This window comes from Evansella clarkii (genome assembly GCF_002019695.1).
Taxonomy (GTDB): domain Bacteria; phylum Bacillota; class Bacilli; order Bacillales; family Salisediminibacteriaceae; genus Evansella; species Evansella clarkii.
The window spans coordinates 2,705,947-2,731,954 of record NZ_KV917376.1; the positions used below are offsets into that span (position 1 = coordinate 2,705,947).

Sequence of the window (26,008 nt, forward strand, 5' to 3'; positions counted from 1 at the left end):
AGGGAGTTTGCATTTATGAGCAGAAAAAAGTGGTTAACTATACAAGTCTCATCTATGGTCTTATTTTTGTCACTTGTTTTGTCACTGGCCCATTACGCCAACACCTACCCAATAGCTACAAGGGATCTTTTCTACGGAAATTATGCAGCAGCATTTCTTGGCTTTTCGATTACCATTATCTTGGTTTATTTAGCAATAATTGCAGAAGTGAAAAAAAGAAATGGCCAAATAAATTTAAAGGGCAGCTTACTAATCATTGGATTCATTTGTTTAATAATTATTCTTGCAGTTTTAAATGCTTAATAAGCAGAAATGACGAAATTATACTTATTACTTTAGTTCTTTTTATAATCTGCTATTGTTAACTTCTGCGAGAAATAGGACTTAATTCTAAAGCATTCCTGTAACCAGGATTGATAAGGTTTTGATAAAGTATTACATCCTGCAGATATTCCACGGCACCCTGATATAAGGCATGATATTTGAGATGTTTTTATGTTGAGGAGGTGTATGCAAGATTAGCAATAAAAAATGGAACTACTTAACTATTAGCAGTGTATTATACGTTATTATTGTAGGATTTAGTATTAAGTTTTTATATGATAATGATTCTACCAGACATATCGGGGCTCTTTTTGTATCTGACTGGGAGCTTCCGCGAATTATATATGGCATTACAATTTTAATTGCAATATATTTAGTGATGCTGAGGGTCGTAAGAGATTCCGAACCGAATAAGCAAGTAACTAGAAAAACTTTTGTAAAGGCCGTTTTTGCAACTATTGGAATGTTCCTGTTTGTAATGGGAGCTCATTCCCTGAGATCATAGGTTTAAAAACTTGGGCAAGGAGTATTACTTTTGAGTTTTAAAAAATAAAGAGCCCTCTTGGTATTGTGTTATGTTATGAGTGTCCAAGCTGCTCACGATTACATAACGACCCTGGAAGGCCTCAACGCAGCAGCAGCGACCTTCAGTGAGCCGCTGCTGGATGGATATGCGACTCGGGGGATGACCTGGTTGTAAAAAGTATTCCTTAAAAATAAAGTTAGTTCTACAACAGACTCCGGATCGAAATTTACACATAAAATATTATTAAATATCAAAGGGTGCGGATTGCATGAATGATAAAACCTGGGGTAGATTTCAATTATTATCTTTTTTGCTGATAGTCACTATGGTTTTTTTGTTATTGTATGTCGGCCCTCAGTACCCGGTGGTAGGTGAGACCTTACAGGGCAATTACATTTTAGCCGGACTTTTGATTCTTATTTTCATTTGTTTATTATTTATTTTAATAATAGGAGAAGTTAGAAGAAGAGTTGGTCATATATCAAAGGAAGCAAGTTTAGTTACTTTAGCAGGCATATTAGTGCTGGTGATACTCGCTTATACAAGCGTGTAATTAAAATTATTAAGGGATTATTATCCGCAGGTTTATGCAGGTATATGGACTAAGAAAAACTTAAATGTTCTTAATAGGTTATTAGTATAAGTAGCTTTCAGGTAATTTTTTTATTGGTTAAAAGCAAAAGGGGGAGGGGGGAATTTAATTGAACAACAGGAAATGGGCTATTATACAAATGGTTTCGCTGGCACTGCTTATTGGGGGAGGGTCCATATTTATGATTTATGCAGAGAGAAACCCTGGGCAAGCTGCAGACCTGCTTCATGGTAACTTTCTCCTTGCCTTCCTTCTCATTTTACTGATCCAGGCGGGAATTTTTATCCTCATATTTGCTGAGGTCAGAAAAAGGATGGGGGAAGCCAGTAAACAGGCTTTTGTTGCTGGCTTTTTCGTAGTTGGGCTTGTACTATTTATAACTTTTCTGAGAGTAAACTAAAATCCACAGCATTTAAGGTCATTTTAAGAGGAGGCGATTCATTTGAAACTAAAGGATTTATGTATAATATCTTCAGGAGTTCATCATAACCCGGGCTCTGATAAACCACATCTTGTCCGTTTTACCATTGATTTTAAGAGCAGGAAATTTCAGAAAGTTGCATTGTATTACGCAGTCAGCTATGATAAAAACTTTTGCTGTACAGAAAAATTGTTTTATAAGTGGCGGTCTAACAAGTATTCTGTAAACATACTGCCTGTAAAAAACGAAGAAGAAGAGGAGAAGCTGGCTCACTATGGTAATTACAGAATAAAGAATTCCATGCTGGATTTTGTACTGGCTGGTAAGTGGGAATGGGAGTTTGGTAATAAAGAGATGGCAGAAGCTGCAGCTGCAGCAGGAGTCAAAAGGCTGGAGCGTGAGCTTAATAACTTCATCAATCTCGCCACTTTTAATAGACGAATAAAAAGTGTAACGCCTAAGAAAATCGATCTGTAAGGGGGAGATTCAAATGGAAGAAGTTTTTCGGCTTGATGTGAAAACAGAAATAAACAATGAAAAAGACAAGCCGTATGATGTGAATTTCTTATTAACATATGAACATGCAGCAGTTGAGGAATGCTTCACGAAGGACGCTGACCTTTTTGAAAACTGGAAATTCACAGCAGAAAAAAGAAAGTCGAGTCCCGACAGCAGAGTTAATTTTACATACGACGAAAATGCATCACCTTTTTCCGATAATGGGTTAAGCGAACTTTTACTTAATAAAAGCTGGAGGTTATCTTTTGAGAGTAAAGAGATCGCAGAAGAAGCTGCACTTAGAGGAAAACAAGAGCTTGAGGACTTTTTGCAGTTAATCTGGGATTCTCTCAAACTTCGTTTAGCAGAAGAATTGGCATAAGAAGACCATTGCCGTAACTCAGAGAGAAGGGGGGAACGTAGTGACAGTGAGCGACCTGTCTCTTTGTCCCTCAGGTAGTCTTACATTTCACTGAAAAAAGGGCGCCCAGGAGGCGCCCTTTAAGGAATTTGCTTTTGGTAAGCTCAGATTACCAAGACCAGACTGAAGCACCGATGATTACCAGCAGAATGAAGAGAACCAGAACTAAAGCGAATCCAGCTCCAAAACCAGTGTGTCCGTGCATAATGCAAACCCCCTTTCCTTTTCAGGGATAGTACAACTTATGTAAAGAGAAGCAAATATGTGTAGTTATTTTGTTGAGAAATAGTATATATTGCAAATCATATACTTTTTCAGGTCATGCAGATGGTTATAAGGTGGAAAAGGATAACCTATGCAAGCTGCCTCAGGTACAGTATATCTTTGGTGGGGAATGACTTAAAAAGTGGCAGGAGGAGTCATATGCTTGGATTAGACACTGGAGAATTTTTAATTGTTCTATTATGTGCTTTACTTATAGGGCTTGCCAAGACCGGTCTCCCTGCACTTGGGATTCTCGTAGTTGCAGCAATGGCGACTATTTTTCCAGCGAGAGATTCTATAGGAATTGTGCTGCCTATGCTTATCGCTGCAGACCTCATAGCAGTGGTTTACTACCGTCACAGCGTCCACTGGAAAACTCTTTTTTCACTCGTTCCATGGGTAGGTGGAGGTTTAATCGCCGGATTTATTCTGCTCTTATTCATAACAGCGAGCCGGCCCATCGAGGTTATCCTAGGTGTAATAGTGCTGGTGATGGCCGCCGGTCAGATGGCAAGAGAGAAGGGCAGGACAAAATGGCTGGAAAATATGCCGAAGTCAGGGAGCTTCAGAGGTGTGATAGGTACACTGGCAGGTTTTACAACGATGATTGGAAATGCTGCCGGTCCGATTATGTCCATTTTCCTCATCGCTATCAACCTGCCGAAAAAAGTATTTATTGGTACCGGGGCTTGGTTTTTTCTTGCCGTAAATCTCATTAAAGTACCACTATATATTTGGCTCACGTTAATAACCTGGGAGACTGTTCTGTTTAATCTGTGGCTCGTTCCGGTTATACTTGCAGGAGCTTTTCTTGGAATCAAGTTTCTGCCGTTGATTCCCCAGAATAAGTTCAATACGGTAATCCTTTTTCTTGCTGCTGCGGGAGGAATCCAGCTGCTCTTATAAGTTTCTTTATAATACATGAATTTTCACAATTTTTATTAATAAGTCTCATAGATTTTTTCTTCTGGCATGTTACAATTAAACTAGTAAACCAGAGGGAGTTTTTACTATGAAACTATGGCTGAAAAAGTTTTCCGTTGTTCTTATTACATTTATAACCCTGGGAACATTCATACCACCTACATATCTGGATGCACAGGCAGAAAACAATGACGAAATCTTATCCTCGGGCAATGGTGAGGACTCTAAAAACGACCTGACTGGAGCCCACGATACGGGAGATTCAGTTTCAGAAAGCGGCGAGCCGGCCACTGAAGATTATGTCGTTGCCCTGACTGAGCTTGCCAAAGAACAGACTATTGAAAAATTAGGTCCCCGTATTATTAAAAACGTAGAAGAGGAAGTTAACTCTCTGATTCTTCCTAATATAGAAGAAGTGCTGGGCATGATTCTTACCGAAGCGGGAGAAGAAGTTCCTTATTACGTGATAACGGAACAGCCTTCCGGAGGATACGGAGAAAAGATCTTTAATGTATATGACTACCGGTCCGGTGATGATATAGCGAGGTTTCATGTACGCCGGGATAACCGCCCCCGGGACGGATACTGGTTTAATTTCCACTACCATTTATATACTGATAATTTCGAAGAGCATTATGAGCTTGGAGAAGTTTACTGGGATAAAAACACACCGCCAAAATGGATGTCGTAAAACAGGGACCTGGTCCCTGTTTTTTTATTTCTTCCCCATACTGAAGCCGTCAAACAGGCGCCCGCCGAATGGAGCTAACACATTGTCTGTAAGATTTATTATTTTTTCTTTATTGCCGGTTTTATAAAATACATCAAAGGCTTCCACGAAAGTGCTGGTGAAATCTTTATCATAATTACTTAAAGCCCGAACGATCCACTTAGAATCTCCAATCCATTTTCCATTTGTCCTCAAGACGAATTCATGAATCCAGTCTGCAAGCGTGCTTGCTATAAATAGTTCTTCCCCTCTGTCTGATGCCCCAATAAAATCCTCAAGCGCGTCAGTAATAAAGTACCGCTTTAAATAAATTTCCTCCGGAGCCCAGGGTGCGGGCCCTTTTTTCATTAAATGTTTTGCTTCACTTTTAATAATACTGACAATTCCTTTATCGATGAGCACAATCCCTTCAGCAACCATATGGGGGTGGGTAGGCTTTGCTATTTCACAGTCGTCCTGAAAAAACTGTTTATAGGATGTTAAATTATGGGCAAATACTTCCACCGGCCAGCCATTAAATATCAGGGCTTCTCTGTAAGGGGAGGGAACAGCATTATCAAATACAACAATATCAAGGTCCGAAGTCTTAGTAGCCGTTCCTCTGATAACACTTCCGGCGAGGATAGCGCCCTGGCAAAACGGATAAAAATGCTGAATAAATTGCTGGGCGGTCTTCACTGCTGACCTTCGTTTATTATTATTTTGACCCAATGTGTCTGTCACCTGCTTTTAGTTTAATTTAAGGGAATGCCAACAACTAAAATATATGAGAAAAAGAGGGGATAATAACCATTAACTGGTTAATTGGTTTTATTGAAATAATCTTCATAGGATAATTTCTGGCAGAAATTAAATAATAAGTAAAAATAATATACCGGAGGTGCAGATAATTGGCTGGGCTGACAATGAAGGAACTTGCATTTATTGAAGATGAAATAAGAGCCGAGGAAATAACTGCGAAAACAATGAACTGGTGTGCATCCCAATGTAATGATATGGAGCTGAAAACAGTGCTTGAAGAAATTGCCGAACAGCATCAGTTAAGGATTGCCGAACTCTCTCAATACTTTAACCGAGCTGGTAAATTACAATAAGGAAGGAGGGCAGAAAATGCCGAACAATATGGAAGGACGGGGGCTGACTGACAGGGAAATGGTACAACTGTGTCTGGAACTGGAGAAAGGGCGGTGTCGCAGCCTGAGTAACACCATGCTTGAAGTCAGCCACGAACCGCTGCGGAAAATATATGGACAATGTCTGGAAAGCTCCAGCGATGGCCATTACCGGCTGTTTAACCTGCTCAATGATAAAGGCTGGTATATGACAGAAGCAGCAACTGCCGCCCAGATAGGGAAGGTGCAGGAGCTTATGCAAAACAATCTGCACCCTGATGACCAATTTTAACAGCAGCAGAGGATCCCTTTTTGGGGATCTTTTTTGCACTTTAAGAAAGTATAAAATTTTAGCGATGAAGTTAATTCGACGCAGTGAAAAATTTTATTGCCAAAGTATAAGTGCAACTACGCCTCTGACTTCGATAATCGGCGAGGTCTCTTTATTGTTTTCACATCCTAAAATACGAAGAATAAACATATCAATGAAATAACGGAATGCAAGGAGGGCGATACCAATGGACTGGCGGCAAAAAAAGATATCTGCAGAAGAATTATCTCCTGGTACCCAGCCCTGTTGTCCATCCAGGGACGATTTTGCACCTGTTTTTACAGCGGAAGCTTTTGTAAATAATCAAATTGTTACCATTAACCTTCAGCAGCTCCTTGGTAAATGGGTAATCCTTTTTTTCTACACCGGTAACTTTACTTTTGTCTGACCTACTGAACTGGCAGCAGTTGCTGCTTTATACCCTCAATTGAAGCAACAGAATGCAGAAGTACTTGGCATCAGTACCGATAGTGTATATGCCCATAAAGTTTTTAAAGAGACTTCGCCTTCCACGGGTGCCGTGCAGTATCCTCTTGTAAGCGACCGCAGCCACCGGATCAGTAAAGCTTACAGGGTGCTGGATGAGAATACGGGAGCAGCATACAGAGCAACTGTTATTGTTAATCCCTCGGGTGTAATTGTACTAAAGTCGGTTTACCCGAAAGAAATCGGGCGCAACAGTTACGAATTACTAAGGGTGATACAAGCTTTGAATTATGAAGCAAAAACAAAATTGGGAACACCGGCCAACTGGGTGCCTGGTAATTCCGGCATTGTTTCTGATACTGAAAATATTGGGAAAGTTTAATCTTGCATGTTCCAGGTGCCTTTGTCCAAACTAATCGAGGGGCTTATTTATAACCCACAATATATCCGGAGGTTAAAACCAATGAATTATGCAGCCCACGAGCTATTAGAAACTTCTGAGGCACTACGGACAAAAGCAGCTGAAATTGAGCAGCACAGCATGTTTGCGAATCAGTGCAAAGACCAGAACTTACGGAATATTTTAATGAAGCACCAGCAGCTGATGATCACTGCATATCAGCAAGGCGTAAATTTATTAAATGGAAAAGGAGCTCAGGTAACACATCAGACTCCTGATTTTAATATGCATGGGAACCCTGGCATGCATCACCAGATAAGCATGTCTGCCCCGAGGACTGAAACTAATGCCCTGTCAGACCAGACAATTGCCACTTTAGCCTTAAATACGCATAAAACAGGCTCTGTAATGGGAATGCAGTGGGCAAATGAATGTGTGGATACACAGCTTCGCACATACCATGTCAATGGAGCAAACTTATGCCAGGAAATGGCGTATGAAATTTGGGGATGGATGAATCAGAATGGATATTATCAGCCTCCTGCTTTCAGTCAGGACCAGACGACACAGATGGCAGCTATGTTCCAGCCAATGACTGGCCAGTACCAGCAAAAACAGCCAGGGATGGGAATGCCGAATCTTGGAGCGCCGATGAATAATCAGGGACATGGTATGCAGCAGTAAGTATATAGAAAAGCACAACAGGTTTTATTTTGCACCTGTTGTGCTTTGATGTTAAAACGGACTTGTTTTTTCAGGGACAGGCCAGGGGGTATCTTCTCCAGGATACCCCCTGTTTTTATCTCACTGCCCCAAACGGGAGGACAGCGTGTACTCCTTTAGCACCGTTTACAACCTGGGTGATCCTTAAGTCTACTGCTACGCTTGCAAGGGCAGTGGCTTCTGTTCTGCTCACATTGTACAGTTCCTGTATTAAATCCATCATTTCATACAACGCAATTCCAGTTGCCTCGTTTAAATCTTCATGGAAACCAAATGTTATCCAGCCGGAAGGTGTTTTTGCCCTGGGATAACTCAGCTTCATGTCTTCTCTGACTGTTAATGTGACGTCCACATGATCCATCGGACACTCAATGGCAGTTCCGGAAATTTCCCCATCTCCTTGAACAGCGTGTCCATCGCCAATGGAAAATAATGCTCCCTCTGTATAGACCGGCAAAAACAATGTGCTTCCTGTTACAAGCTCTTTACAGTCAATATTTCCGCCGCAGTTTCTTGGTGGAGGAGTGGGATGCATTCCCGGCTGTTCCGGTGCAACTCCAAGGAGCCCCATAAAAGGCTGGAGAGCAACACGGAATTCCTTTTCACCCATTTTGCATTTTCCTGTCATGCTCTCTGAGTCCAGTTCCCAGTCCACTTGAAGTCTTTCTTCGTCAATTATCCCGATCTTCTCATTCTGCCAGTTTTTATTACCTCCAGCCCAGTTCCTTCCATACCAGCCCGGTTTTATCTCATTAAGCCGCACCTCAAGTACTGTTCCTGGCTTTGCTCCCCTTACAGCTACCGGCCCAAGGACAGGGTGGCCCCGTTTTTCCTCGTTCTGTCCTGAGTTATATTCAAATCTTTCGGTATCTTTAGAGGGGGAATAGCCCCATTGAATATCAGGTGTAGTGAGATGGAGAGAATCGCCCGAGTTAATTGTCAGGACAGGTTTATATTCATTACTGAACGAGCCTTGTAAGTTTTCTGAACGTAGTTCCAGCTTATGTATCATAGTAAGCCTCCTCTTAGTTTATCTATTGGCATATTAACTATTGTACCAAAACTCTTAGCGAAGACTAGGTCCAGTGAAATTTCTTTAATAGAGGATTTAATAAAGAAACTGCACATACACTGTAAAAAAACGTGGGGGGATTAAATGAGAATCCGTGTACGGAGAGGAGATACACTGTGGTTTTACAGCAGGTTGTTTTCCATTCCCTTAAATCTGCTGATGGATTCGAACCGTGATGTAGACCCAGCAGGGCTTCAGCCGGGGCAGGAAATAAGAATACCTGGTTACGTAACAGCCAGCCAGCAGGTTCAGGCAGGTAATACGATATGGCAAATTGCTTCGCGGTACAATATTCCTCCAGAGTCACTGTACTTATTAAACCCTGGAGTCAATCCTGCTAACTTAGCTGTCGGCAGCATCCTTATTATTCCGGTAAGAGTGACATGGCGGGTAGTTTCAGGAAATAGGAACTACGATTCTCAGGCACTGGTTAATGAACTTCGTCAACTGGCGCAAATTTATCCGTTTATTGGTACTTCCGTTTTTGGCAGCTCGGTAATGGGAAAGAACTTGTTTGAAGTCACTGTTGGCAATGGACCGAAGCGAGTCCATGTCAATGCTTCCTTTCATGCAATAGAATGGATAACAACTCCGGTACTTATGACCCAGCTTAATGATTATCTGCTTGCACTCACCAATGAACAGCCAGTAAGGGGGCTGTATCTGAACCGGTTTTATAATGAAGCACAGCTTTCGGTCGTTCCTATGGTGAACCCTGATGGTGTGGATCTTGTGTTGAACGGTCCTCCTGCAGAGGAGCCATTTCGTTCATCCGTCATTTCAATTAATGGGGGAAGCCTTGACTTTTCAACCTGGAAAGCTAATATTCGCGGGGTGGATTTAAATAACCAGTTCCCGGCCATGTGGGAAGAAGAGAGGGCACGTAAGGAAATTTACAGCCCGGCACCGTTCGATTATCCCGGGGAAAGTCCATTGTCGGAGCCAGAGGCTGTTGCGATTGCCGGCTTGACGAGAAACAGAGAATTTCATCGTGTATCAGCATATCATACTCAGGGAAAAGTAATTTTCTGGGGTTACCAGGGGCTTGAACCCCCGGAGTCACGGACAATTGTAAATGAGTTCTACCGTGTGAGTGGTTACCGTCCGATTCAGTATGTAGAGAGCTTCGCGGGGTATAAAGACTGGTTTATTCAGGAATGGAGAAGACCAGGATTTACGGTTGAATTAGGAAGAGGAGTTAACCCGCTTCCCATTACTCAATTTGACGAAATGTATGAAGAAACACTTGGAATCTTTCTTGCTAATCTGTATTTGCCTGTCTGAGCAAAAAAGAGGTACACGGCTTCGTGTACCTCTCTCAGACTAACCAGCTTTATATAGGGCGTCTCCAGCCTTAGCGTTTATCCAGGGATTTTTCTGCACTATACTGTCTTTGCGGATTCATATGAGAAATCGCCTCTTCCACAACAATATCCGCACGCTTCGCTTCCCTGTCTTCTTCCCTTGCTCTTCGTTCTATCAGCTCAATATCTTTCGGTGAATTTTCATTCATGTTAAAGCCTCCAGTGTGTTTATTTTCGTATCATATAATGTTTTGTTTTTAATATAACCTGTTTGAGGTTATTGAAAACCACTTTTTAATATATCGGAAAAGTTTTTGAAGAGTAATATTTTTGGTGCGAGGCGGTGGAGCGGCTCTTTTGGGATTGATTGTGAGGAATAATAAAAGATTTATGCAGGAAAAAAAAGAGCCGGAACATTTCTCCGACTCTCTTTGTTAACTAAGTTACGTACCCTGAGTTTCTGATTATTGTATCTCAAGTAACGCAGGAGCTTGCAAGATAAAATTAATGATTAATCAATTTTTGTCCACGTGCCGGATCTTGTAGTTTCGAATCCGTAGTCACTTGGTGAAATCTCAACGATAACGGAGCCCTCGATAATATCATTAGAGATAATATTGTCTAATTCCCCGTCGAATCCGCTTAATCTTGCCCAGTAGCCCCCTGAAGCATTATCGTTTCTGTACTTTCCAGGTTCGATATCCACTCCTACTAAGTACTGGCCGTCCCCGAATTCTGTAAGGAGTTCTCCTTCATAATTATCATCAATCAGTATCCATTCACCAGAACCTTGTGAACTGAAAGCCTCATCAGATTCTTTAATTTCAACATATGCAGGGCCTTCAGGAAGTCCGTTGCTCAGAATATCATCAAGCTCACCGCTGTATCCGGCCAGTCTTTCCCAGTATGTTATGCTGCCGTCATTTCGGTATAAACCAGGCTGTATTTCATCTCCAACGATGAACATACCTGATCCAAAACTTACATAATCTGCTGTTTCAGGCTCAATTTCCTCTTCTTCAACAACAGTTTCTTCATTATTGTTTTCATCTGTCTCAGGTTCTTCTTCCTCAGCAGCTTCGTTGTTTTCATCGCCAGCGTTGTTATTGGAGTTGTTAACGGCGTCTTCGATGTTTTCCTCGTTTTCGCTGTTATTATTGTTGGCGTTGTTGTTTTCATTATTGTTATTATTCTCGTTATCTTGAGGTTCGTTTTCCTCCGAGTTATTGTTATCCTCTGACTGAGAGGTTTCCTCATCCTCCCCGCCAGTGGCAATGGCTGCAGTAATAAAAAATGCGACGATTGCAATAAACCACCACTTTTTATAAAATGGCTTTTTCTTTTTTGTTGTTTCCTGTTCATACATAACTGAACCCCTCCTTATTAAATTGTTATGAAACTTCCTTATCACTTAGAATAAGTCGACAATGTACTAAAAACTATTGAACATCACCAGTGATTTGACAGAGCTGGAGACAAATGTCTGCAAAAGGGAAGCAAGATGCTCTTAACAGAGAAATCAAAACGGATGAAATTATAAAATATTAGCGTATGAAGTACAAAATTCTGTTAAGGCAAGTGGTTAAGCAGGAAAGTGTCTTTATGTACGGATCCGGTGAAGAAAGACCGATGCTCTCTAATCGATCAGGAGTTTTAGCCTTGTCGAAGACCCTTCGGGGATGCAGAAGTTAATCTTATTATACTATCAAATGACTATTAAAGACATCGTTTTCAGATATAGAGAGTATGTAGTTTTTGGCAAATTTTGAATGAAGAGCATACTTGTTCATTCTATATCCTGTTATAATTAGTGTAATTTACATTTTACAAAAGAGGTGAAAAAATTGGAGATTCGACTTTCACAAAAAATGAGTAAATTCGGTACGTCAATTTTCTCGGAGCTGTCAAACTATAAAAAGCAGAAGGTGGAAGCAGGTGAGGAAATAATAGATTTAAGTATCGGGAGCCCGGACCTTCCGCCACCATCTTTTGTCATGGAGGAACTGGCCCGGCAGGTTAAAGACCCTTTAAATTATGGCTATTCTTTAACTGGTACATTCGAGCTTCATAAAGCTGTCGAGGAATATTATTTTAAGGGGAACGGTGTGTCGCTGAATGCCCGGAAAGAAATTATCATTACGATGGGCTCCCAGGACGGGCTGGTTCATTTGCCAATGGCAGTAGCAGATCCAGGAGACGTGGTGCTTGTCCCTGATCCAGGCTACACAGCTTATGAGGCAGGCATTTCTCTTGCAGGAGCACACCCATATTTTATGCCGCTCAAGGAAGAAAATAATTTTCTGCCTGATCTGGCCAGAATCCCGGAAGAAATCCTTCAAAAAGCGAAGCTGATGATTTTAAACTTCCCGGGAAACCCGGTACCAGCTTTGGCTTCTGTGCAGTTTTTTGAAAAAGCCATAGAAATTGCTAATAAATACAACATTATTATTCTTCATGATTTTGCATACTCGGAACTTTATTACAGTGAAAAACCAGTCAGTTTTTTATCTGTATCCGGAGCGAAAGAAGTGGGGATAGAATTTAACTCTTTTTCTAAAAGTTTCAACATGGCGGGATGCAGAATAGGTTATGCTGCCGGAAATCCCTCAATCATTGAAGGTCTCGGCAGACTCAAGTCTAATTTAGATTATGGTGTATTCGCACCGGTCCAAAAGGCCGCAGCTCTGGCTTTGAGAAACGCATCCAGTTTCAGCAGTGCATTACGGGAGATTTACAGTCAGAGAAGAGATGTGCTCGTAAAGGGGCTGCAGGAAGCAGGGTGGCATGTAGAACCGCCAGAGGCATCTATGTTTATCTGGGCTAAAATTCCTGAGAATGAAACATCCACTTCATTTACATATAAACTCCTTGATGAAACAGGAATTGTCGTAGTTCCAGGTAATGCTTTCGGGGAAACAGGGGAAGGTTATGTAAGGATTGCCCTTGTTCAGAAAGAAGAAGTGTTAAGAAAAGCAGCAGAAAAGCTAAAGAATAGTAAAATGTTTATCCCGATGTAACCGTCCGTAAAATCCCGCCTCAAAAGAGGAGTGGAAGCGAAGATGTTCTTTATGCGGGAGATAACGGACGCTAACATCCCGATTGGTTCAACTAACAATCAGTGGGGGATGAAAAACCCCCCCACTGATTGAAGGTTCACTTTATGCATGTGTAATGTATTTCAGCAGGAAGGGGAGCATTATGAATAAGAAATATATCCGCCAGTCGAGAGTAGTACAGACGGATCTCGTACTGCCGAATGATACGAATAACCACAACACATTGTTCGGTGGTGTGTTAATGAAAAAGATGGATGCAGTGGCAGCTATTTCAGCAAGGCGGCACTGCCGTACGGATGTTGTAACGGCCTCTACAGATTCGGTAGATTTTTTAGCACCAATTCACCCGACAGACTCCATCTGTCTTGAATCGTTTGTAACGTGGACAGGGAGGACATCTCTGGAAGTCTTTGTTAAGGCAGTTGCTGAAGATTTACTATCCGGAAACCGCCGGATCGCAGCAACAGCTTTTTTAACCTTTGTAGCCCTGGACGAAAATGGCAGCCCATCACAGGTTCCTTCCGTGGTTCCGGAAACGAAGGAAGAAGAGTTTTTACATAATACAGGTGGAGAAAGGGCAGAAAACAGAAAAAGAAGACGAAAAAAAAGTGAGGAACTTGCTTCGTATATGACAATAGACAAACCATGGGATTCGTAACAAATAAAAGAAACCACCTGAATTGGGTGGTTTCTTTTTACGTTAAAACTGTTTGAGATGTTTAAATATTGGAGATTAACAAAAAAACTGTGTTGACTTTTAAAACACATGCATTATAATTCTAATTGGGAGTGATAATCAATCTCAATTAAACAAGGAGGAGACAACAATATGCTAAAAGTTACATATCCATTAGGTGGAAAGAAATTATACTTAATACTTATAATGTTATTTCTCTCGTTAATTATTTTGTCTGGTTGTGGAGATCAGAACGAACAGCCAGCAGGCAATAATGAGAACGGCAACAATGCTGCGCACACTGAACCGGAGGAAAATGAGGCTGGTGAAAACGAAGAAACAGCTCAGGAAACAAGAGAAATTGCACATGCGATGGGAACATCAACGATTGAGGGAACACCAGAGAGGATTGTGACTCTGTACCAAGGTGCGACAGATGCTGCGGTTGCATTTGGAGTTAAGCCCGTTGGTGTAGTCGAGTCATGGGTCCAGCAGCCAGTTTATGATTATTTGAAAGATGAACTGGAAGGTGTTGAAATTCTGGGTGATGAAAACCAGCCTAACATTGAAGAAATAGCAGCATTAAACCCTGATCTTATTATTGCTTCAAAAATGCGTCATGAAGAAATATATGACCAGCTTTCACAAATTGCTCCAACTGTTACTCACGAGACTGTATTCGAATTTAAGGAAACAGTAGAACTAATGGGAGAGGCAATGAATATGGAAGAGGATGCAGACAGATTACTAACTGAGTGGGACGAAAGAGTAGCTGACTTCCAAACTAAAATAGAAGAAGAATTAGGAAACGAGTGGCCCCTTAACGTCTCAATTCTGAACTTCAGAGCAGATCATGCAAGAATATACTTTACAGGGTTTGCCGGCTCGATTTTAAACGAACTTGGTTTCTCAAGACCAGAAAACCAGCAGAGTGAAGAATGGGGAATAATGCTTAACGATAAAGAAAGTATTCCCGAAATGAATGCTGATGTATTCTATATCTTTAATGAAGAGGATGAAGCTGTTGAAAGGACTTTTGAAGAATGGACCAGCCATCCACTTTGGCAAAATCTTGATGCAGTGCAGAACGATCAGGTTTATATGGTAGATGAGGTAACATGGAATATGGCTGGAGGAATTATCGCAGCCAATATGATGTTAGACGATATATACGACAGATTTGATTTAGAGCAATAAAGGTTACGAAGCAAGGGCTGGAGGGGGTGATTTCTCTCTTCCCTTGCTTATTTGTTGCAGCGAAAAAACAGGTAATATAGAAATTCGCATACTTTGTGCTGCTGAAGTATATGCCAGCAAAGATAGAGTCACGTTGATTAAAAAGTAATGAAAAGAGGAAAAAAATGAAAAAATTATTTTTCCGGCTGCCTAAAATAGCTATTCTTTTTATTTTTTTTATTATATTTCTAACTTCATTTATGTTGAGTATCTCTGTGGGGAAAACAGCAATTCCTGTGTCTACAATTATTGAAGCGTTTATTGATTATGATGAAACAGTTACTGAACATATTATTATTACAACTTCCCGTATATCCAGAACAGTTATAGCAACGGTTATAGGAGCAAGTTTAGCTGTTTCCGGCGCTCTTATGCAGGCACTGACAAGAAATCCACTGGCAGCCCCGGATATTTTCGGAATAAATGCTGGTGCGTTATTTTTTATTGTCTTTTCTTCTGTATTTTTATCGATTGCTTCTTTAGTTCATTATATGTGGATAGGATTTCTTGGAGCAGGAATAGCTGCTGTTCTTGTTTACTTTCTTGGTTCCCTTGGGAGGGACGGACTAGCTCCGGTTCGGATTGTTTTAGCAGGTGCTGCAATAACAGCCTTGTTTGTTTCGTTTACTCAAGGAATTTTAGTGCTTAGTGAACAGAACCTGCAAAGCGTACTTTTCTGGCTTGCCGGGTCGGTAGCAGGGAGATCTATAGAAATGCTTCTGCCAATATTGCCTTTTATGGCTGCCGGTTTAATTGGAGCACTGTTGTTAGGAAGATCGGTAAATATCATGATGTCTGGCGAGGATGTTGCAAAAAGTCTTGGGCAGCGTACCGTCCTTACTAAAGCCGTAATAGGAATCATAATAGTCTTTTTAGCCGGCGGGTCTGTTGCGATTGGCGGAGCTATTGGATTTATTGGCCTGATTGTGCCTCATATAGTCAGAGGCATTATAGGTATTGATTACCGGTGGGTTATACCCTTCTCTGCTGTAACAGGAGCGACTATTTTACTTTTGGCAGATGTAGCAGCGAGATTGGTGATAATGCCGCAGGAAATGCCGATAGGGGTTATGACTGCTCTGATAGGAACTCCATTTTTTATCTTCATCGCAAGAAAGGGGCTCTCAAGAAATGGGTAAATTCACTATTCGAAACAAGTCAGACTCAGTCTCCTTTCAGGCTGATAAGCAATCAGCAGCAGTGATTTCTGTATTAGCAGTAGTTACTTTGTTAGTGTTTCTGCTTTCTTTATCAGCAGGAAGTGCATGGATATCTCCCTTAAAGGTAATAAAGCAGCTTACAGGGAGTACAGCAGAACATGATTTTGTTATTAATACTCTCAGGCTTCCGCGGACATTGCTGGCATTTTTGGTTGGAGCAGCATTAGGGGTCTCTGGTCTTATTTTACAAGGTATTGTAAGAAACCCGCTGGCTTCTCCTGATATTATTGGAATAACCGGAGGAGCTTCCGTAGGGGCAATCATCTTCTTAGTCAGTTTCGCAGGACAGATAAGTATAAGCTGGCTTCCTTTAGCGGCTATTACCGGAGCTGGTGCAGTTTCTGTGATGATTTATATTTTATCGTGGAAAAATGGAGTTACACCTATTCGTTTAATCCTGATAGGGATAGGGATAGCTGCCGCTATGAACGCATTAACCACTATGATGATTGTACTTAGTGATATTGCAACAGCAGGCAGAGCATATCTCTGGATGACAGGAAGCATTTATGGGGCAAACTGGAGTGATGTGTACGGGCTGCTTCCATGGGTTGTCGTTCTGATACCTGTTACGATTTTCCTTGCCAGAACGGTTAATGTGAAAGAACTGGGGGACGATGTAGCTCGTGGCCTTGGTGTAAAAGTACAGTTGTTTCGCTTTCTGCTGTTATTTATCAGTGTTGCTTTAGCTGGCTCTGCAGTTGCCTTTGCCGGAGGGATAGGCTTCGTAGGGTTAATAGCTCCCCATATTGCCAGAAAACTAATAGGAGCATCCTTTGCCGCCCTAGTACCAGCTGCAGCGCTGACTGGCGGTTTGATTGTTACTTTGGCGGATGTAGTGGCGCGTACTGCTTTCTTGCCGTCAGATCTTCCGGCAGGCGTTTTTACTGCTGGAATAGGTGCACCGTTCTTCATTTATTTGTTATATAAAAACCGCAATTTGTAACAGATATTGTAGTTGTAGTTTATTATCTCCTCCAGGTACTGTAAAACAAAGTGCGTTTAAGTATTTACTGCTTTTTAAGAGCCCTTCAAGCTTATTGACAATGATTCTCAATTAAAATACACTTAAGTGAGCGATATAAATAATTAATTAGATGAAATATATGTACTTCTGATTACAGGAGTGTTTGCATTGAAGGGAGTGTCAGAGTATGCGTGGTATAGAAGCGAATGCCCTCAGTCTTGCGTATGGGGAAGCCTTAATAATCGATAATCTGGATATAAAAATACCCAAGGGGGAAATTACCGTTTTTATTGGTGGAAATGGCTGTGGAAAATCCACATTATTACGGTCGTTAGCGAGATTACTTAAGCCTAAAAGCGGTTCAATACTCCTGGACGGATTAATGCTTAATAAGATGGGGACAAAAGACGTGGCAAAGCAGCTCGCGATCTTGCCTCAAGGACCTGATGCTCCTAAAGGGCTGTCTGTGCTCCAGCTCGTCAAGCAGGGAAGGTACCCTCACCAAAACTGGCTGAAACAATGGTCAAGGGAAGATGAAGAAAAGGTAAATAAAGCCCTGGAAGCTACACAAATGACAGAATATGCAGAACGGGAAGTTGATTCTTTATCAGGGGGACAGAGACAGCGGGCCTGGATAGCTATGGTGCTTGCTCAGGATACAGATACGATATTGTTAGATGAACCTACCACATATTTAGATATGACTCATCAAATAGAAATACTTGATTTGTTGTTTGAATTAAACGAAAAAGAAAAACGTACAATTGTTATGGTGCTTCATGATTTGAATCTGGCTTGCAGATATGCTCATAACATTGTGGCAGTCCAGGATAAGAAAATATTTGCCCAGGGTAAGCCGGAGGAAGTCATTACCTGCAATCTTGTAAAAAAAGTATTTAAAATGGAGTGTCAAATTACAAAGGACCCGTTATTTGGAACTCCGTTATGTATACCATTCGGCAAAGGCCGGTGTATAGCTGAAGTTGGGGCAAGTAATTAAAGTATGGTGTTTTAAGCTGGAAAGTCATAAACTTTCCAGCTTTTTAATATTGGAAAAATTATATTTCTATCTGTACATAAAATGGGGGAAACATGCAGCATTAAAATGCATCCTATTATTTGTTAGGAAATTCTTTAAAGAAATAATAAGTCTTTGCTTCTCCATCCTCTAAACAATAAAGATAGCATGTGCAATCAGCCGGATAAACAGAGGCTAATCTGTTTTGAAGGCTCCTGATAAAATCATTGTTCTGTTTAGTTTCGGTAGAGACGAAAGCCCACGCTTCGTGTGCTGAATTCTCATTTTCGCCTGTGAATATGTAAACCCCATCCACCTGAATCAGTTGTTTTAATTCAAAGCATTTTAACTTTGAATTAATTTGGAGCGTATAATCCATAATAGGGAATATCTTCAAAAGAAAATCCCCGGATGAAGTAAAGAGCTCAGGAATGAAAGGAAAGCATTCCTGATAAATAATATCTAATACGGTACTTTTTTTCATGCTGTTTTCAGTAATGATCTTTCTCATGCACTGATTAATGAGATCCTGAATAGTACGGTCTGGTACAGAGGGAGTAATATGGGGTTTATTTAACATATATTCACACCTCGTATTTAATCTGACTTTGATAAGAATGGGCAATGTTTACAAGCTTGTTCACTTGAAACTATTGTCTTTTGTATAGCACACCAGGATCTCCTGGAAAAACAAACAGGAATCTCTCTTTTTTCAGCACGCTCTTTCACATTCTTTGCCAGGTTATGGCTGATAAAATCAGTTAAAATGAGAATCAAGTCTGTATTCTCGGGAATTTTCTTTGTAAGCATTTTTTGTTTTCTGCCGTCTATATGATGAATCTTCTCAAAACCTATATTTTTCAAATGTTTTGGGATCGCCCCTAATTGGTCTCCTCCAAATATTAATAAAGAAGCCATGTCAAAATCACCTGCCAATTAATATTGATAATCATTATCAATTAAATTATAAAGGAAAAACGGGTCGTGTTACAACAGGTAAAATTAATAGAATTGTGACAAATAAAAGAAAATTAATTTTACCAGTTTAAGGAATCTACCATCCTGGAATTTAACAACGGAACTTTACATAACAGCTACCAGGATGGCAAATTATTTCGGTTCTATTACAAAGAGACAATAATTCTTTTACAAGAGTGTTACATGCGTAAGGTACTGATCGTTTCTCTGCTATTGTAGATATATTCATAGACGGACACTAAAAACTCTTAGGGGGAGACAGTGTGCTTAAAAAATTCATAGCAGTTTTGATGTTCTTTGGAGTATTTTATGCAGCGGGAGTCGGCGGAGTTTTCGCCACGGAAAAGTATGAAGAGGAACAGGAACAAATTCAGTCAGAACGGGAAGCAATTCAGTCTGAACTGTCTGAGGCGGAAGTAAGGCTTGTTGAGTTAGTTCAGGAGATGGAAGAACTAAACAGTGAAATTTCCCAGCTTGATGATATCATTGGGAAAAACGAGCAGAGAATCGAAGAAATAGAGAACAATATTAAAAACAATGAAGAAGAGATTAAAGACCTTGAGGCAGAAGTGGAAAGGCTGCAGAATGATATTGATTACCGTACCGATCTATTAAGGGAACGGGCGAGAACATATCAGCATAGAGGTGTTGATACAGCTACATACATAGAGGTTGTTCTGGGATCTGAGAGTTTCGGCGACTTTGTGAGCCGTGTGGTTAGTATTACGAGAATTGCAGAAGCTGATGATAACTTTATAACTCAGCTTGAACTTAACCAGGAGGAACTGGTTCTGGTTCAGGGCCAGTATGAAGATACGCTATACAATCTTGTAAATCAGGCAATCGAGCTGGAAGAAATTCACGAGCAGTTAGAAGAACAGCGTGACAAAACTGTTCAGTTGAGAGACCAGTCAAAAGCAAACGAAGCGGAACAGGAAAAGCTCATTGGCCAATTGATGAAGGATGACAGAGATCTGGCTATACAGGAAGAAGATATCCGGAAACTTATTGAGGAAGAAGCCCGTCTGCAGGCCGAAAGAGAAGCTGAATTAGCAGCCCAGGCGAAAGCCGAGGAAGAAGCGGCTAAGAAGAGAGCGGAAGAAGAGGCAGCAGCTCAGGCAAAAGCTGAGGAAGAGGCAGACAGAGCTCAAGCGGAAGAAGAAAAAGCTCAGGCAAGTGCTGCACAGGCAAAAGCTGAGGAAGACAAGGCAGCTAAGAAAAAAGCCGAAGAGGAAGCAGCAGCTCAGGCGAAAGCCGAGGAAGAAGCAGCTAAGAAGAGAGCAGAAGAAGAAGAAGCCAGGAAAAAGGCTGAAGAACAACAGGCTAAAAAGGAATCGGGCAGCAATAACTCAGAACAAGTGAGCAGATCAAATTCAGGTTCCAGTTCTGGCAGCAGCCAAAATAATTCGTCAGGTTCAAACTCTGACAGCGGCGGCTGGAGATCATTCTCAGCAACTGCTTATACTGCAAGCTGTAATGGTGTTCAGGGGTGACTCGCACAGGCATTGACCTGAAGGCAAACCCTAATGCAAAAGTAATCGCCGTTGATCCAAGCGTGATCCCTCTCGGATCCCGCGTAGAAGTGAAAGGTTACGGCACATTCCTCGCAGCTGATACAGGCGGAGCGATAAAAGGCAATAAGATTGATATCTTTATGCCAAACCGCTCTGACGCGTTAGCCTTCGGGAGACGCTCTGTGGAAATACGAGTAGTAGATTAAGAAATAATAGAGTTATTATATGACGGACAGTGCCTCTGCACTGTCCGTTTTTACTATTCAGCAATGTGAATAAAGTGTTTAAGATATGCGGAAAATCAGGAAATCGTAGATCTTGTTTACTTCCTTGCATCGGAAAAAGCCAGTTTCATAACAGGAAGTATTTATACTGTCGATGGCGGTATGCGGGCAATGTAATGAAAGACTTCAGTCTTTCCTGTAATATACTTCATGAAGAAGGTACATCACATTGGCTGATGTTCCTTTTACAATGGCTTTTAAATAAAACTCTCTCAGGCTAATAAATTCCTCCCATTCTGTCCATGCTGATGGTAGAGGATGTGAGGAAATGTATATAAAAAACGCTGAGTTATCGGATATAAATTTATTAAAAAAGAATCTCGATCTGACAGTTTCCATAAAATATGAATCAAGAGATAATCCTGAAAACATTAAAGGAATAGTCGTTCTTAAAAAACGCTTCCAGGATGAAGGGGAGTGGACCGTTTCTGATATTCTCGTCTGGAATGATAAAAACCACAGATTTGAAATCATTACTGGTTTGTATGCACCTTCGTTGATAGAAGAGCTGAAACAGATGGCGCTGGAAAAACTAACAGTCTGAGGCGCTTATGTTTTTTGGCAATATTCCACATAAAAAGATGCACAGCCAGCGGGGAGAGACGCAGGTTGTGCATTTTTTCTTTATGAGATTTTCGAATGAAATAATAATTTTTTTTGGCACGCAGATCCAACCTTGCTTCTGGTTGTTCTCCATTTTTCTATCTCCCGCTGTATATCCTCGTCTACCTCCTGAAACCCTTTTTCCTCCGCATACGCCTTTACCTGGTCGCTAATATACGCAAACTTTAATAAAGACAGGGGAAATCCGGCACGATATCGATACTTTCCGGAGCAGTAAATATAAGCCTGCCAGCTTCTTTGTTCCTTTAGTAATTAATATCTCTTCATTAAATCTAGACGATTTATCTTTATATATAATTACAGCGCCTATTTTCTTGGCTATAAGATGCATATCTAAATCAGTTGGTGTTTTACCTCAATTGAAATAAAACAACTCTTATGTAATCTTCAAAATGAGCATACAAATTAGGAGCACCCTCCGCCTAAATGATACGTACGTAGGTGTACAAGTTACACCTTAATGAGAGTTCTACTGTCCATCAAATAATAATCATGCCTCCAAGAAGACGGCGTTTACTCAGACAAGGGCGAGAAAGTTTACGATTTTAATTTCAAAAAGGAAGTAGGGGTTAATCAATGATTAAGCAAGCAATGGAGTATGTTGTAGGGCATAGTGAACCAAACGTTTTTTAAGAACCTGGTGTGTAATTCTCGGATAAGCAGCTGCACTTAGTCGAGTGGCCAACAGTCTATGCACTAACTGTAGGCAGCCTCTCAGGATTAGTGGATTACGTGAAATCCTGCTTTGATTTAGATGAAAAGTCATGTTGCATGTAAAGAGCCCGGAATCTGTTGAGTGTTTCTCCCCAGTAAACGGAGAAATGAAACGGAATAAATGGGTTAAAGCAGAGGCCTGGATCCCTGAGTTTCGATTTGACCGTTTCTACGATGCAGAGACTTTTAATATCAAGCTGCAATCTACGTTTGTTAAGAATGAAGACCGGGACATTATGCTAAAAGTGGTTGGAAACATCAAGGAAGAGAATGTGGCCTCAGTTGGCGATGATGGGACAAGCCAGTCTGTAGTTGCGAAAACAGGGGTAGCAAGTGTAGGAAATGTTAAAGTACCTAATCCTGTACTTCTTGCACCGTACCGTACATTCGTCGAAGTGGAACAGCCAGAAAGTGAGTTTGTATTCCGAATGCAAAGTGGCCCAACGTGCGCTCTGTTTGAAGCAGATGGAGGGGCTTGGAAGATTAAGGCGATGCAGAGGATTAAGGAATATTTAGAGGAAGAGTTAAGAGAGAAAATTGACAGCAAGAAATTATACATTATTGGTTAAATAAAAAAACCGCCCCTCTCAGGACGGTCAATCGCTAAGTAAATTATATCATATTCTGGGAGGGGACTTTATAAATGAGACTGAAAAATATAGAAATTAATCCTCAAACTGGTAAAATGGAGATAGATACTACAAAATACGACAAACCCGTTGTGATACTTATATCAGGTGGAAAAGCTCGGGAAACATTTCTGCCGGATCACGGTGAGACTAAACTTGTTACACATCAGGGACAGCTGAAACGGGTGAGGTTTGATGAGGGGGAAGATTTTTAATATGGTAAATGAGAGTGTTTCAAAAATAGAATTACTTGGTTTTACATTTTTATCATTAGGATTTATTATTCCGGTTTTTGTTAATGGACAAACAGGAACCGAATATGCACAGACGGCAGCGCCGTTTTTATCAACAGCAGCCTTTCTGCTGCTTTTTTCAGCAAACAGAATGCAAAAAAATGAACTTAAGTTACAACGTGAAGAACTAGCTTTACAAAGAAAAGAGTTAACCGAGACTCGTGAGGTTTTCAAAGAACAAGAGTATACAATGAAACTACAACGAACAGAAAATTCATTCTTTACTATCAATAAATATAGAATCGATATAATAGAGTCTATTAGTTATTTTGAAAATTTTAAAGGACATTTCGCAATGGGCGTTATAAGTGAATCTGTAAAAAACGATCCAGATGATTATGAAAATTTTAAACATATATATGATAGGTATGTTAAGTGTTTATATTCAATGATATATCTAATTGATAATAGTGAATTAAAAAGCAAAGATAGAGATCAATTATTTGAAACTTTACGGCTTCAGATGACTTCTGATGAATATGAATTTATAGATGATTTTATCCAGAATAATGAGTCTGAAATAGAAATTAATGAGAAATTAAAAAAGTATTTTAATTAGTTATATATTAAAAAAATGTTCCTACCATTTCTACTGTAGGGCGTTAAGAATTCAGGTTATAAACCGTTTTTCTGGCGTTCACATGGGATTGGACAGGGATAAGTTGGTGGAGGGGGAAGAGTTTTGAGTAAGAAGAATAAAATAAATAACATTAAAACAATTGTACAAAATGCGAATGGCAGTAAGAGTATAAGAAAAAATTTATATAATGAGCGGTCTCTAGAAGAGAAAATTAAAAATAGAAACAATAAATTCTTGCTTGGATTAGGCAGTTTTTTTGCTCTTTTGGTAGGATATATTGTTGTTTTTAATTTTGAGAGTTACCAGCTAGATATGACTACATTGTTAACAGTTTTACTAGCGTTTTTTTCGATTTATTTATCATCTATCTTTTACTTTAAAACAACAGAACAGAGTAATAAGTTTTATGATAGATCTTATAATCATACACGAGATATTGCAAATACATTATCGTCTATGGAAGGTAAATTTTGGGAAGCCTTAAAAAATATTGAAGGGAATAGCAGTAGACTTAACCAGAGATTTGATACTCTTCATTTGGTTAATGCAGGGACTCAGGATTAGTATTTTAAAAGAAATAAACGAAAGCATTGAGAGTCTAAAAAAAGAAATTGAAGAAGGAGAAATCTCAACCGAAGATGTAAAAAAATATGAGGAAATTTTTAATAAATTACAAAAAGAAAATAACGCACTGACAGAAAAATTAATAAATGAACGTGAAATTAATGAATACAGCTTCGATAGATTAGTTAATATATTTAAATTAATTACAAAAAATGTTTCAAAAACAACTCTAAGTAATGCAAGTGATCAAGACTTACGTAATTTACTTTGGAAGGAGATAATGGAAAAAGTAGAAACTGAGGATATTATCAGATTAGCTGAAAACGGGATACTAGATGAAAGAAAGTACGAATTTACTGTCTCAGGTTTAAAGATGTTTAAGAATTATATTATGAAGAAATTATAAGTTCTACCAGCAAACTGGAGGACGCTAAGAATGACGGTTCATACCGTTTTTCTGGCGTCCTCTTTTTATTTGAAAGGGGAAACAAATGAGAAATCTAAAAACCGAAATGAAGCGATTGAAAAAGCAGCAGCAGAAAAAGAAGTCTAAGAAGAAAGAGGAGCTTACAGATAAGGATTGGCAAGAGTTAATGGGTGCGAACAGACCGATATATGAACGCCGTGGCGGTGCAATAAGACAAAAATAAGGAGGGCTACTCATGAAATGCGTATATGATGAAAAGCTATTCTGGCTTGAAGGGACGCCACTTGAGATTCAACTGAGAGAGCTGTTCTTGTATAAGACTGGTTTTAACATAGATCGATTAATAGAAGCTATAACAGAAGCAGCTGCGGTAGTTAGGGAGATAGTCGAAAAAGCTGTTTCCGCTTTTAGACAAGCATTCGCAGTTATAGAAGAAGTTGTAGAAAAGGTAGAAACGGATAAACAGGTTAAAGCCACCTGGCATGTTCCCCGGAAGCTCAACATGCACAGCCAGGTCATTGACCGCCGTCCAAAATTCGTTCATATCAGAAATAGACTGTGAGGGAGAGAACCGTATGTCAAAAATACAGATAAAGAAAGTTACTTTTAAAAATATGGAGTCTGAATGGCGCAGTTATCACCAGACATTGAATGAAATTAATCTTCTCAGACAGGAAATAATGAACCCTTATCAGGAAGATCAGGACGAGAATGTTGGCGGTGGTAGATCCGGATTTATCTCCAATCTAACAGAACGAATTGCAACCAGGCTGAGTACAAACAAGCAGCTTAAGTACTTGAACGAAATAGCCGGTTCCATTGAACAGGTATATAATGCCCTTCCGGATAACTACAAAAAATTAGTCAGGTTACGGTATTGGGGAACTAAGGAATTGACCTGGGACGGAATTGCTGCTGAATTGCATGTTAGTAAAAGACAAGCAATGAGGTGGAGGGATGAAATTATCCAGGCAACTATTGAAGTGATGGGATGGAGATAAAACATGTCACTATCATGTCACTTTTGAGCTCTAAAAATGGTTTATTATGGTAGTGTGTGAGGGGGGAAGGCGCGGTTAACCAGCACACGCATAGAGAGATTTATTATAAAAATTTACTATTTCTTTGCCTTACTTTTGTTACTATACTAAAAGTGAGGT

At 40.2% G+C, this 26,008-nt stretch carries 38 protein-coding genes; 31 read left to right on the plus strand and 7 right to left on the minus strand.

Annotated elements, in window-relative coordinates; all coding sequences use genetic code 11:
• The first annotated feature begins 15 nt into the window (after positions 1-15).
• From BK582_RS12465 to BK582_RS12485, 5 genes are all read left to right on the plus strand, one after another.
• Complete coding sequence (locus BK582_RS12465) at positions 16-303, plus strand: hypothetical protein (protein WP_078595354.1); 288 nt, start codon at positions 16-18, stop codon at positions 301-303.
• Positions 304-1,118: 815 nt separating this feature from the next.
• Positions 1,119-1,403, plus strand: coding sequence for a hypothetical protein (locus tag BK582_RS12470; protein ID WP_078595355.1), 285 nt, complete (start codon positions 1,119-1,121; stop codon positions 1,401-1,403).
• 148 nt (positions 1,404-1,551) lie between these two features.
• Complete coding sequence (locus tag BK582_RS12475; RefSeq protein WP_078595356.1) at positions 1,552-1,842, plus strand: hypothetical protein; 291 nt, start codon at positions 1,552-1,554, stop codon at positions 1,840-1,842.
• Positions 1,843-1,884: 42 nt separating this feature from the next.
• Positions 1,885-2,340, plus strand: coding sequence for a hypothetical protein (locus BK582_RS12480; protein WP_078595357.1), 456 nt, complete (start codon positions 1,885-1,887; stop codon positions 2,338-2,340).
• Between the two features lie 13 nt (positions 2,341-2,353).
• Positions 2,354-2,743 carry a hypothetical protein gene (locus tag BK582_RS12485; RefSeq protein ID WP_078595358.1) on the plus strand — a complete coding sequence of 130 codons (390 nt, stop codon included), beginning with the start codon at positions 2,354-2,356 and terminating at the stop codon, positions 2,741-2,743.
• Between the two features lie 148 nt (positions 2,744-2,891).
• On the opposite strand, the gene BK582_RS12490 is transcribed toward BK582_RS12485, so the two are convergent.
• Positions 2,892-2,987 (minus strand): YjcZ family sporulation protein, encoded by a 96-nt coding sequence (locus tag BK582_RS12490; RefSeq protein WP_078595359.1) that lies wholly within the window; start codon positions 2,985-2,987, stop codon positions 2,892-2,894.
• Positions 2,988-3,205: 218 nt separating this feature from the next.
• On the opposite strand from BK582_RS12490, the gene BK582_RS12495 reads away from it, so the two are divergent.
• Together BK582_RS12495 and BK582_RS12500 are read left to right on the plus strand one after the other, a co-directional pair.
• Positions 3,206-3,952 (plus strand): sulfite exporter TauE/SafE family protein, encoded by a 747-nt coding sequence (locus tag BK582_RS12495; protein WP_078595360.1) that lies wholly within the window; start codon positions 3,206-3,208, stop codon positions 3,950-3,952.
• 106 nt (positions 3,953-4,058) lie between these two features.
• Positions 4,059-4,661 carry a YpjP family protein gene (locus BK582_RS12500; RefSeq protein ID WP_078595361.1) on the plus strand — a complete coding sequence of 201 codons (603 nt, stop codon included), beginning with the start codon at positions 4,059-4,061 and terminating at the stop codon, positions 4,659-4,661.
• A 24-nt stretch (positions 4,662-4,685) separates the two neighbouring features.
• Here BK582_RS12500 and BK582_RS12505 read toward each other — a convergent pair whose 3' ends face one another.
• Positions 4,686-5,411: a nucleotidyltransferase domain-containing protein gene (locus BK582_RS12505; protein WP_078595362.1), complete on the minus strand. Its 726-nt coding sequence runs from the start codon at positions 5,409-5,411 to the stop codon at positions 4,686-4,688.
• Positions 5,412-5,590: 179 nt separating this feature from the next.
• On the opposite strand from BK582_RS12505, the gene BK582_RS12510 reads away from it, so the two are divergent.
• From BK582_RS12510 to BK582_RS12530, 4 genes are all read left to right on the plus strand, one after another.
• Positions 5,591-5,794, plus strand: coding sequence for a hypothetical protein (locus tag BK582_RS12510; RefSeq protein ID WP_169910991.1), 204 nt, complete (start codon positions 5,591-5,593; stop codon positions 5,792-5,794).
• Between the two features lie 16 nt (positions 5,795-5,810).
• Positions 5,811-6,104, plus strand: a complete 294-nt coding sequence (locus tag BK582_RS12515; protein WP_078595363.1) for a spore coat protein — start codon at positions 5,811-5,813, stop codon at positions 6,102-6,104.
• Between the two features lie 226 nt (positions 6,105-6,330).
• Complete coding sequence (locus BK582_RS12525) at positions 6,331-6,951, plus strand: peroxiredoxin (protein WP_244895384.1); 621 nt, start codon at positions 6,331-6,333, stop codon at positions 6,949-6,951.
• 81 nt (positions 6,952-7,032) lie between these two features.
• Entirely contained in the window at positions 7,033-7,653 is a 621-nt protein-coding gene (locus BK582_RS12530) for a spore coat protein (RefSeq protein WP_078595366.1), read from the plus strand.
• A 115-nt stretch (positions 7,654-7,768) separates the two neighbouring features.
• Here BK582_RS12530 and BK582_RS12535 read toward each other — a convergent pair whose 3' ends face one another.
• Positions 7,769-8,704 carry an acetamidase/formamidase family protein gene (locus tag BK582_RS12535; protein WP_078595367.1) on the minus strand — a complete coding sequence of 312 codons (936 nt, stop codon included), beginning with the start codon at positions 8,702-8,704 and terminating at the stop codon, positions 7,769-7,771.
• A gap of 144 nt (positions 8,705-8,848) precedes the next feature.
• On the opposite strand from BK582_RS12535, the gene BK582_RS12540 reads away from it, so the two are divergent.
• Positions 8,849-10,048 (plus strand): M14 family metallopeptidase, encoded by a 1,200-nt coding sequence (locus tag BK582_RS12540; protein WP_078595368.1) that lies wholly within the window; start codon positions 8,849-8,851, stop codon positions 10,046-10,048.
• A gap of 70 nt (positions 10,049-10,118) precedes the next feature.
• On the opposite strand, the gene BK582_RS26995 is transcribed toward BK582_RS12540, so the two are convergent.
• Both BK582_RS26995 and BK582_RS12545 read right to left on the minus strand, forming a co-directional pair.
• The gene (locus BK582_RS26995; protein WP_167553103.1) at positions 10,119-10,277 is read right to left on the minus strand and encodes a hypothetical protein; all 159 of its coding nucleotides are present in this window, start codon (positions 10,275-10,277) and stop codon (positions 10,119-10,121) included.
• A gap of 302 nt (positions 10,278-10,579) precedes the next feature.
• Positions 10,580-11,434, minus strand: coding sequence for a hypothetical protein (locus BK582_RS12545; protein WP_078595369.1), 855 nt, complete (start codon positions 11,432-11,434; stop codon positions 10,580-10,582).
• A gap of 185 nt (positions 11,435-11,619) precedes the next feature.
• Between BK582_RS12545 and BK582_RS27650 the strand changes: the two genes are divergently transcribed.
• From BK582_RS27650 to BK582_RS12575, 7 genes are all read left to right on the plus strand, one after another.
• Positions 11,620-11,760, plus strand: a complete 141-nt coding sequence (locus BK582_RS27650; protein WP_218190723.1) for a hypothetical protein — start codon at positions 11,620-11,622, stop codon at positions 11,758-11,760.
• Positions 11,761-11,912: 152 nt separating this feature from the next.
• On the plus strand, positions 11,913-13,085 hold the full coding sequence (locus BK582_RS12550; RefSeq protein WP_078595370.1) for an LL-diaminopimelate aminotransferase: 1,173 nt from the start codon (positions 11,913-11,915) through the stop codon (positions 13,083-13,085).
• A 181-nt stretch (positions 13,086-13,266) separates the two neighbouring features.
• Entirely contained in the window at positions 13,267-13,782 is a 516-nt protein-coding gene (locus tag BK582_RS12555; protein WP_078595371.1) for an acyl-CoA thioesterase, read from the plus strand.
• A gap of 171 nt (positions 13,783-13,953) precedes the next feature.
• Positions 13,954-14,997 carry an ABC transporter substrate-binding protein gene (locus tag BK582_RS12560; protein WP_078595372.1) on the plus strand — a complete coding sequence of 348 codons (1,044 nt, stop codon included), beginning with the start codon at positions 13,954-13,956 and terminating at the stop codon, positions 14,995-14,997.
• A gap of 164 nt (positions 14,998-15,161) precedes the next feature.
• Positions 15,162-16,175, plus strand: a complete 1,014-nt coding sequence (locus BK582_RS12565; protein WP_078595373.1) for a FecCD family ABC transporter permease — start codon at positions 15,162-15,164, stop codon at positions 16,173-16,175.
• Positions 16,168-17,202, plus strand: coding sequence for a FecCD family ABC transporter permease (locus BK582_RS12570; protein ID WP_078595374.1), 1,035 nt, complete (start codon positions 16,168-16,170; stop codon positions 17,200-17,202). Before BK582_RS12565 ends, BK582_RS12570 begins: the two co-directional genes overlap by 8 nt.
• A gap of 208 nt (positions 17,203-17,410) precedes the next feature.
• On the plus strand, positions 17,411-18,223 hold the full coding sequence (locus tag BK582_RS12575; RefSeq protein WP_078595375.1) for an ABC transporter ATP-binding protein: 813 nt from the start codon (positions 17,411-17,413) through the stop codon (positions 18,221-18,223).
• A gap of 115 nt (positions 18,224-18,338) precedes the next feature.
• On the opposite strand, the gene BK582_RS12580 is transcribed toward BK582_RS12575, so the two are convergent.
• Positions 18,339-18,821 (minus strand): hypothetical protein, encoded by a 483-nt coding sequence (locus tag BK582_RS12580; protein ID WP_078595376.1) that lies wholly within the window; start codon positions 18,819-18,821, stop codon positions 18,339-18,341.
• Positions 18,822-18,838: 17 nt separating this feature from the next.
• Positions 18,839-19,159 (minus strand): DUF2325 domain-containing protein, encoded by a 321-nt coding sequence (locus BK582_RS12585; protein WP_078595377.1) that lies wholly within the window; start codon positions 19,157-19,159, stop codon positions 18,839-18,841.
• A 323-nt stretch (positions 19,160-19,482) separates the two neighbouring features.
• Between BK582_RS12585 and BK582_RS27810 the strand changes: the two genes are divergently transcribed.
• The 12 genes from BK582_RS27810 (at position 19,483) to BK582_RS12635 (ending at position 25,849) form a co-directional block, all read left to right on the plus strand.
• The gene (locus tag BK582_RS27810) at positions 19,483-20,712 is read left to right on the plus strand and encodes a coiled-coil domain-containing protein (RefSeq protein ID WP_244895385.1); all 1,230 of its coding nucleotides are present in this window, start codon (positions 19,483-19,485) and stop codon (positions 20,710-20,712) included.
• A complete protein-coding gene (locus BK582_RS27815; RefSeq protein ID WP_244895386.1) occupies positions 20,709-20,939 on the plus strand; it encodes a 3D domain-containing protein in 231 nt (76 codons plus the stop codon). Before BK582_RS27810 ends, BK582_RS27815 begins: the two co-directional genes overlap by 4 nt.
• Before the next feature lie 69 nt (positions 20,940-21,008).
• Entirely contained in the window at positions 21,009-21,134 is a 126-nt protein-coding gene (locus BK582_RS12595; protein ID WP_078597989.1) for an SDR family oxidoreductase, read from the plus strand.
• Between the two features lie 151 nt (positions 21,135-21,285).
• Positions 21,286-21,561: a hypothetical protein gene (locus BK582_RS12600; protein ID WP_078595378.1), complete on the plus strand. Its 276-nt coding sequence runs from the start codon at positions 21,286-21,288 to the stop codon at positions 21,559-21,561.
• Between the two features lie 901 nt (positions 21,562-22,462).
• Positions 22,463-22,924 carry a hypothetical protein gene (locus BK582_RS12605; RefSeq protein WP_420841227.1) on the plus strand — a complete coding sequence of 154 codons (462 nt, stop codon included), beginning with the start codon at positions 22,463-22,465 and terminating at the stop codon, positions 22,922-22,924.
• Positions 22,925-22,998: 74 nt separating this feature from the next.
• Entirely contained in the window at positions 22,999-23,199 is a 201-nt protein-coding gene (locus tag BK582_RS12610; RefSeq protein WP_078595379.1) for an XtrA/YqaO family protein, read from the plus strand.
• 1 nt (position 23,200) lies between these two features.
• Positions 23,201-23,836 carry a hypothetical protein gene (locus BK582_RS12615; RefSeq protein WP_078595380.1) on the plus strand — a complete coding sequence of 212 codons (636 nt, stop codon included), beginning with the start codon at positions 23,201-23,203 and terminating at the stop codon, positions 23,834-23,836.
• Between the two features lie 123 nt (positions 23,837-23,959).
• The gene (locus BK582_RS12620; protein WP_078595381.1) at positions 23,960-24,421 is read left to right on the plus strand and encodes a hypothetical protein; all 462 of its coding nucleotides are present in this window, start codon (positions 23,960-23,962) and stop codon (positions 24,419-24,421) included.
• The gene (locus BK582_RS12625; protein WP_139368244.1) at positions 24,348-24,827 is read left to right on the plus strand and encodes a hypothetical protein; all 480 of its coding nucleotides are present in this window, start codon (positions 24,348-24,350) and stop codon (positions 24,825-24,827) included. The genes BK582_RS12620 and BK582_RS12625 overlap by 74 nt, the downstream gene beginning before the upstream one ends.
• An 85-nt stretch (positions 24,828-24,912) precedes the next feature.
• Positions 24,913-25,071: a hypothetical protein gene (locus BK582_RS27000; RefSeq protein WP_169910993.1), complete on the plus strand. Its 159-nt coding sequence runs from the start codon at positions 24,913-24,915 to the stop codon at positions 25,069-25,071.
• 12 nt (positions 25,072-25,083) lie between these two features.
• A complete protein-coding gene (locus tag BK582_RS12630; RefSeq protein WP_078595383.1) occupies positions 25,084-25,410 on the plus strand; it encodes a hypothetical protein in 327 nt (108 codons plus the stop codon).
• A 13-nt stretch (positions 25,411-25,423) separates the two neighbouring features.
• On the plus strand, positions 25,424-25,849 hold the full coding sequence (locus BK582_RS12635) for a DUF722 domain-containing protein (RefSeq protein ID WP_078595384.1): 426 nt from the start codon (positions 25,424-25,426) through the stop codon (positions 25,847-25,849).
• Positions 25,850-26,008: the final 159 nt, after the last annotated feature.

Excerpts from the sequence above, each read along its gene's own strand:
- BK582_RS12535 (WP_078595367.1), bottom strand. The coding sequence starts at position 8,704 with ATGATACATAAGCTGGAACTACGTTCAGAAAACTTACAAGGCTCGTTC.
- BK582_RS12470 (WP_078595355.1), top strand. The coding sequence starts at position 1,119 with ATGAATGATAAAACCTGGGGTAGATTTCAATTATTATCTTTTTTGCTG.
- BK582_RS12570 (WP_078595374.1), top strand. The coding sequence starts at position 16,168 with ATGGGTAAATTCACTATTCGAAACAAGTCAGACTCAGTCTCCTTTCAG.
- BK582_RS27650 (WP_218190723.1), top strand. The coding sequence starts at position 11,620 with ATGAAGTACAAAATTCTGTTAAGGCAAGTGGTTAAGCAGGAAAGTGTC.
- BK582_RS12615 (WP_078595380.1), top strand. The coding sequence starts at position 23,201 with ATGGTAAATGAGAGTGTTTCAAAAATAGAATTACTTGGTTTTACATTT.
- BK582_RS12635 (WP_078595384.1), top strand. The coding sequence starts at position 25,424 with ATGTCAAAAATACAGATAAAGAAAGTTACTTTTAAAAATATGGAGTCT.
- BK582_RS12530 (WP_078595366.1), top strand. The coding sequence starts at position 7,033 with ATGAATTATGCAGCCCACGAGCTATTAGAAACTTCTGAGGCACTACGG.
- BK582_RS12605 (WP_420841227.1), top strand. The coding sequence starts at position 22,463 with ATGAAACGGAATAAATGGGTTAAAGCAGAGGCCTGGATCCCTGAGTTT.
- BK582_RS12500 (WP_078595361.1), top strand. The coding sequence starts at position 4,059 with ATGAAACTATGGCTGAAAAAGTTTTCCGTTGTTCTTATTACATTTATA.
- BK582_RS12545 (WP_078595369.1), bottom strand. The coding sequence starts at position 11,434 with ATGTATGAACAGGAAACAACAAAAAAGAAAAAGCCATTTTATAAAAAG.
- BK582_RS12565 (WP_078595373.1), top strand. The coding sequence starts at position 15,162 with ATGAAAAAATTATTTTTCCGGCTGCCTAAAATAGCTATTCTTTTTATT.
- BK582_RS12485 (WP_078595358.1), top strand. The coding sequence starts at position 2,354 with ATGGAAGAAGTTTTTCGGCTTGATGTGAAAACAGAAATAAACAATGAA.
- BK582_RS12630 (WP_078595383.1), top strand. The coding sequence starts at position 25,084 with ATGAAATGCGTATATGATGAAAAGCTATTCTGGCTTGAAGGGACGCCA.
- BK582_RS12560 (WP_078595372.1), top strand. The coding sequence starts at position 13,954 with ATGCTAAAAGTTACATATCCATTAGGTGGAAAGAAATTATACTTAATA.
- BK582_RS12540 (WP_078595368.1), top strand. The coding sequence starts at position 8,849 with ATGAGAATCCGTGTACGGAGAGGAGATACACTGTGGTTTTACAGCAGG.
- BK582_RS12515 (WP_078595363.1), top strand. The coding sequence starts at position 5,811 with ATGCCGAACAATATGGAAGGACGGGGGCTGACTGACAGGGAAATGGTA.
- BK582_RS12490 (WP_078595359.1), bottom strand. The coding sequence starts at position 2,987 with ATGCACGGACACACTGGTTTTGGAGCTGGATTCGCTTTAGTTCTGGTT.
- BK582_RS12465 (WP_078595354.1), top strand. The coding sequence starts at position 16 with ATGAGCAGAAAAAAGTGGTTAACTATACAAGTCTCATCTATGGTCTTA.
- BK582_RS12580 (WP_078595376.1), bottom strand. The coding sequence starts at position 18,821 with ATGTTAAATAAACCCCATATTACTCCCTCTGTACCAGACCGTACTATT.
- BK582_RS12555 (WP_078595371.1), top strand. The coding sequence starts at position 13,267 with ATGAATAAGAAATATATCCGCCAGTCGAGAGTAGTACAGACGGATCTC.
- BK582_RS27000 (WP_169910993.1), top strand. The coding sequence starts at position 24,913 with ATGAGAAATCTAAAAACCGAAATGAAGCGATTGAAAAAGCAGCAGCAG.
- BK582_RS26995 (WP_167553103.1), bottom strand. The coding sequence starts at position 10,277 with ATGAATGAAAATTCACCGAAAGATATTGAGCTGATAGAACGAAGAGCA.
- BK582_RS12610 (WP_078595379.1), top strand. The coding sequence starts at position 22,999 with ATGAGACTGAAAAATATAGAAATTAATCCTCAAACTGGTAAAATGGAG.
- BK582_RS12575 (WP_078595375.1), top strand. The coding sequence starts at position 17,411 with ATGCGTGGTATAGAAGCGAATGCCCTCAGTCTTGCGTATGGGGAAGCC.
- BK582_RS12600 (WP_078595378.1), top strand. The coding sequence starts at position 21,286 with ATGTATATAAAAAACGCTGAGTTATCGGATATAAATTTATTAAAAAAG.
- BK582_RS12495 (WP_078595360.1), top strand. The coding sequence starts at position 3,206 with ATGCTTGGATTAGACACTGGAGAATTTTTAATTGTTCTATTATGTGCT.
- BK582_RS12585 (WP_078595377.1), bottom strand. The coding sequence starts at position 19,159 with ATGGCTTCTTTATTAATATTTGGAGGAGACCAATTAGGGGCGATCCCA.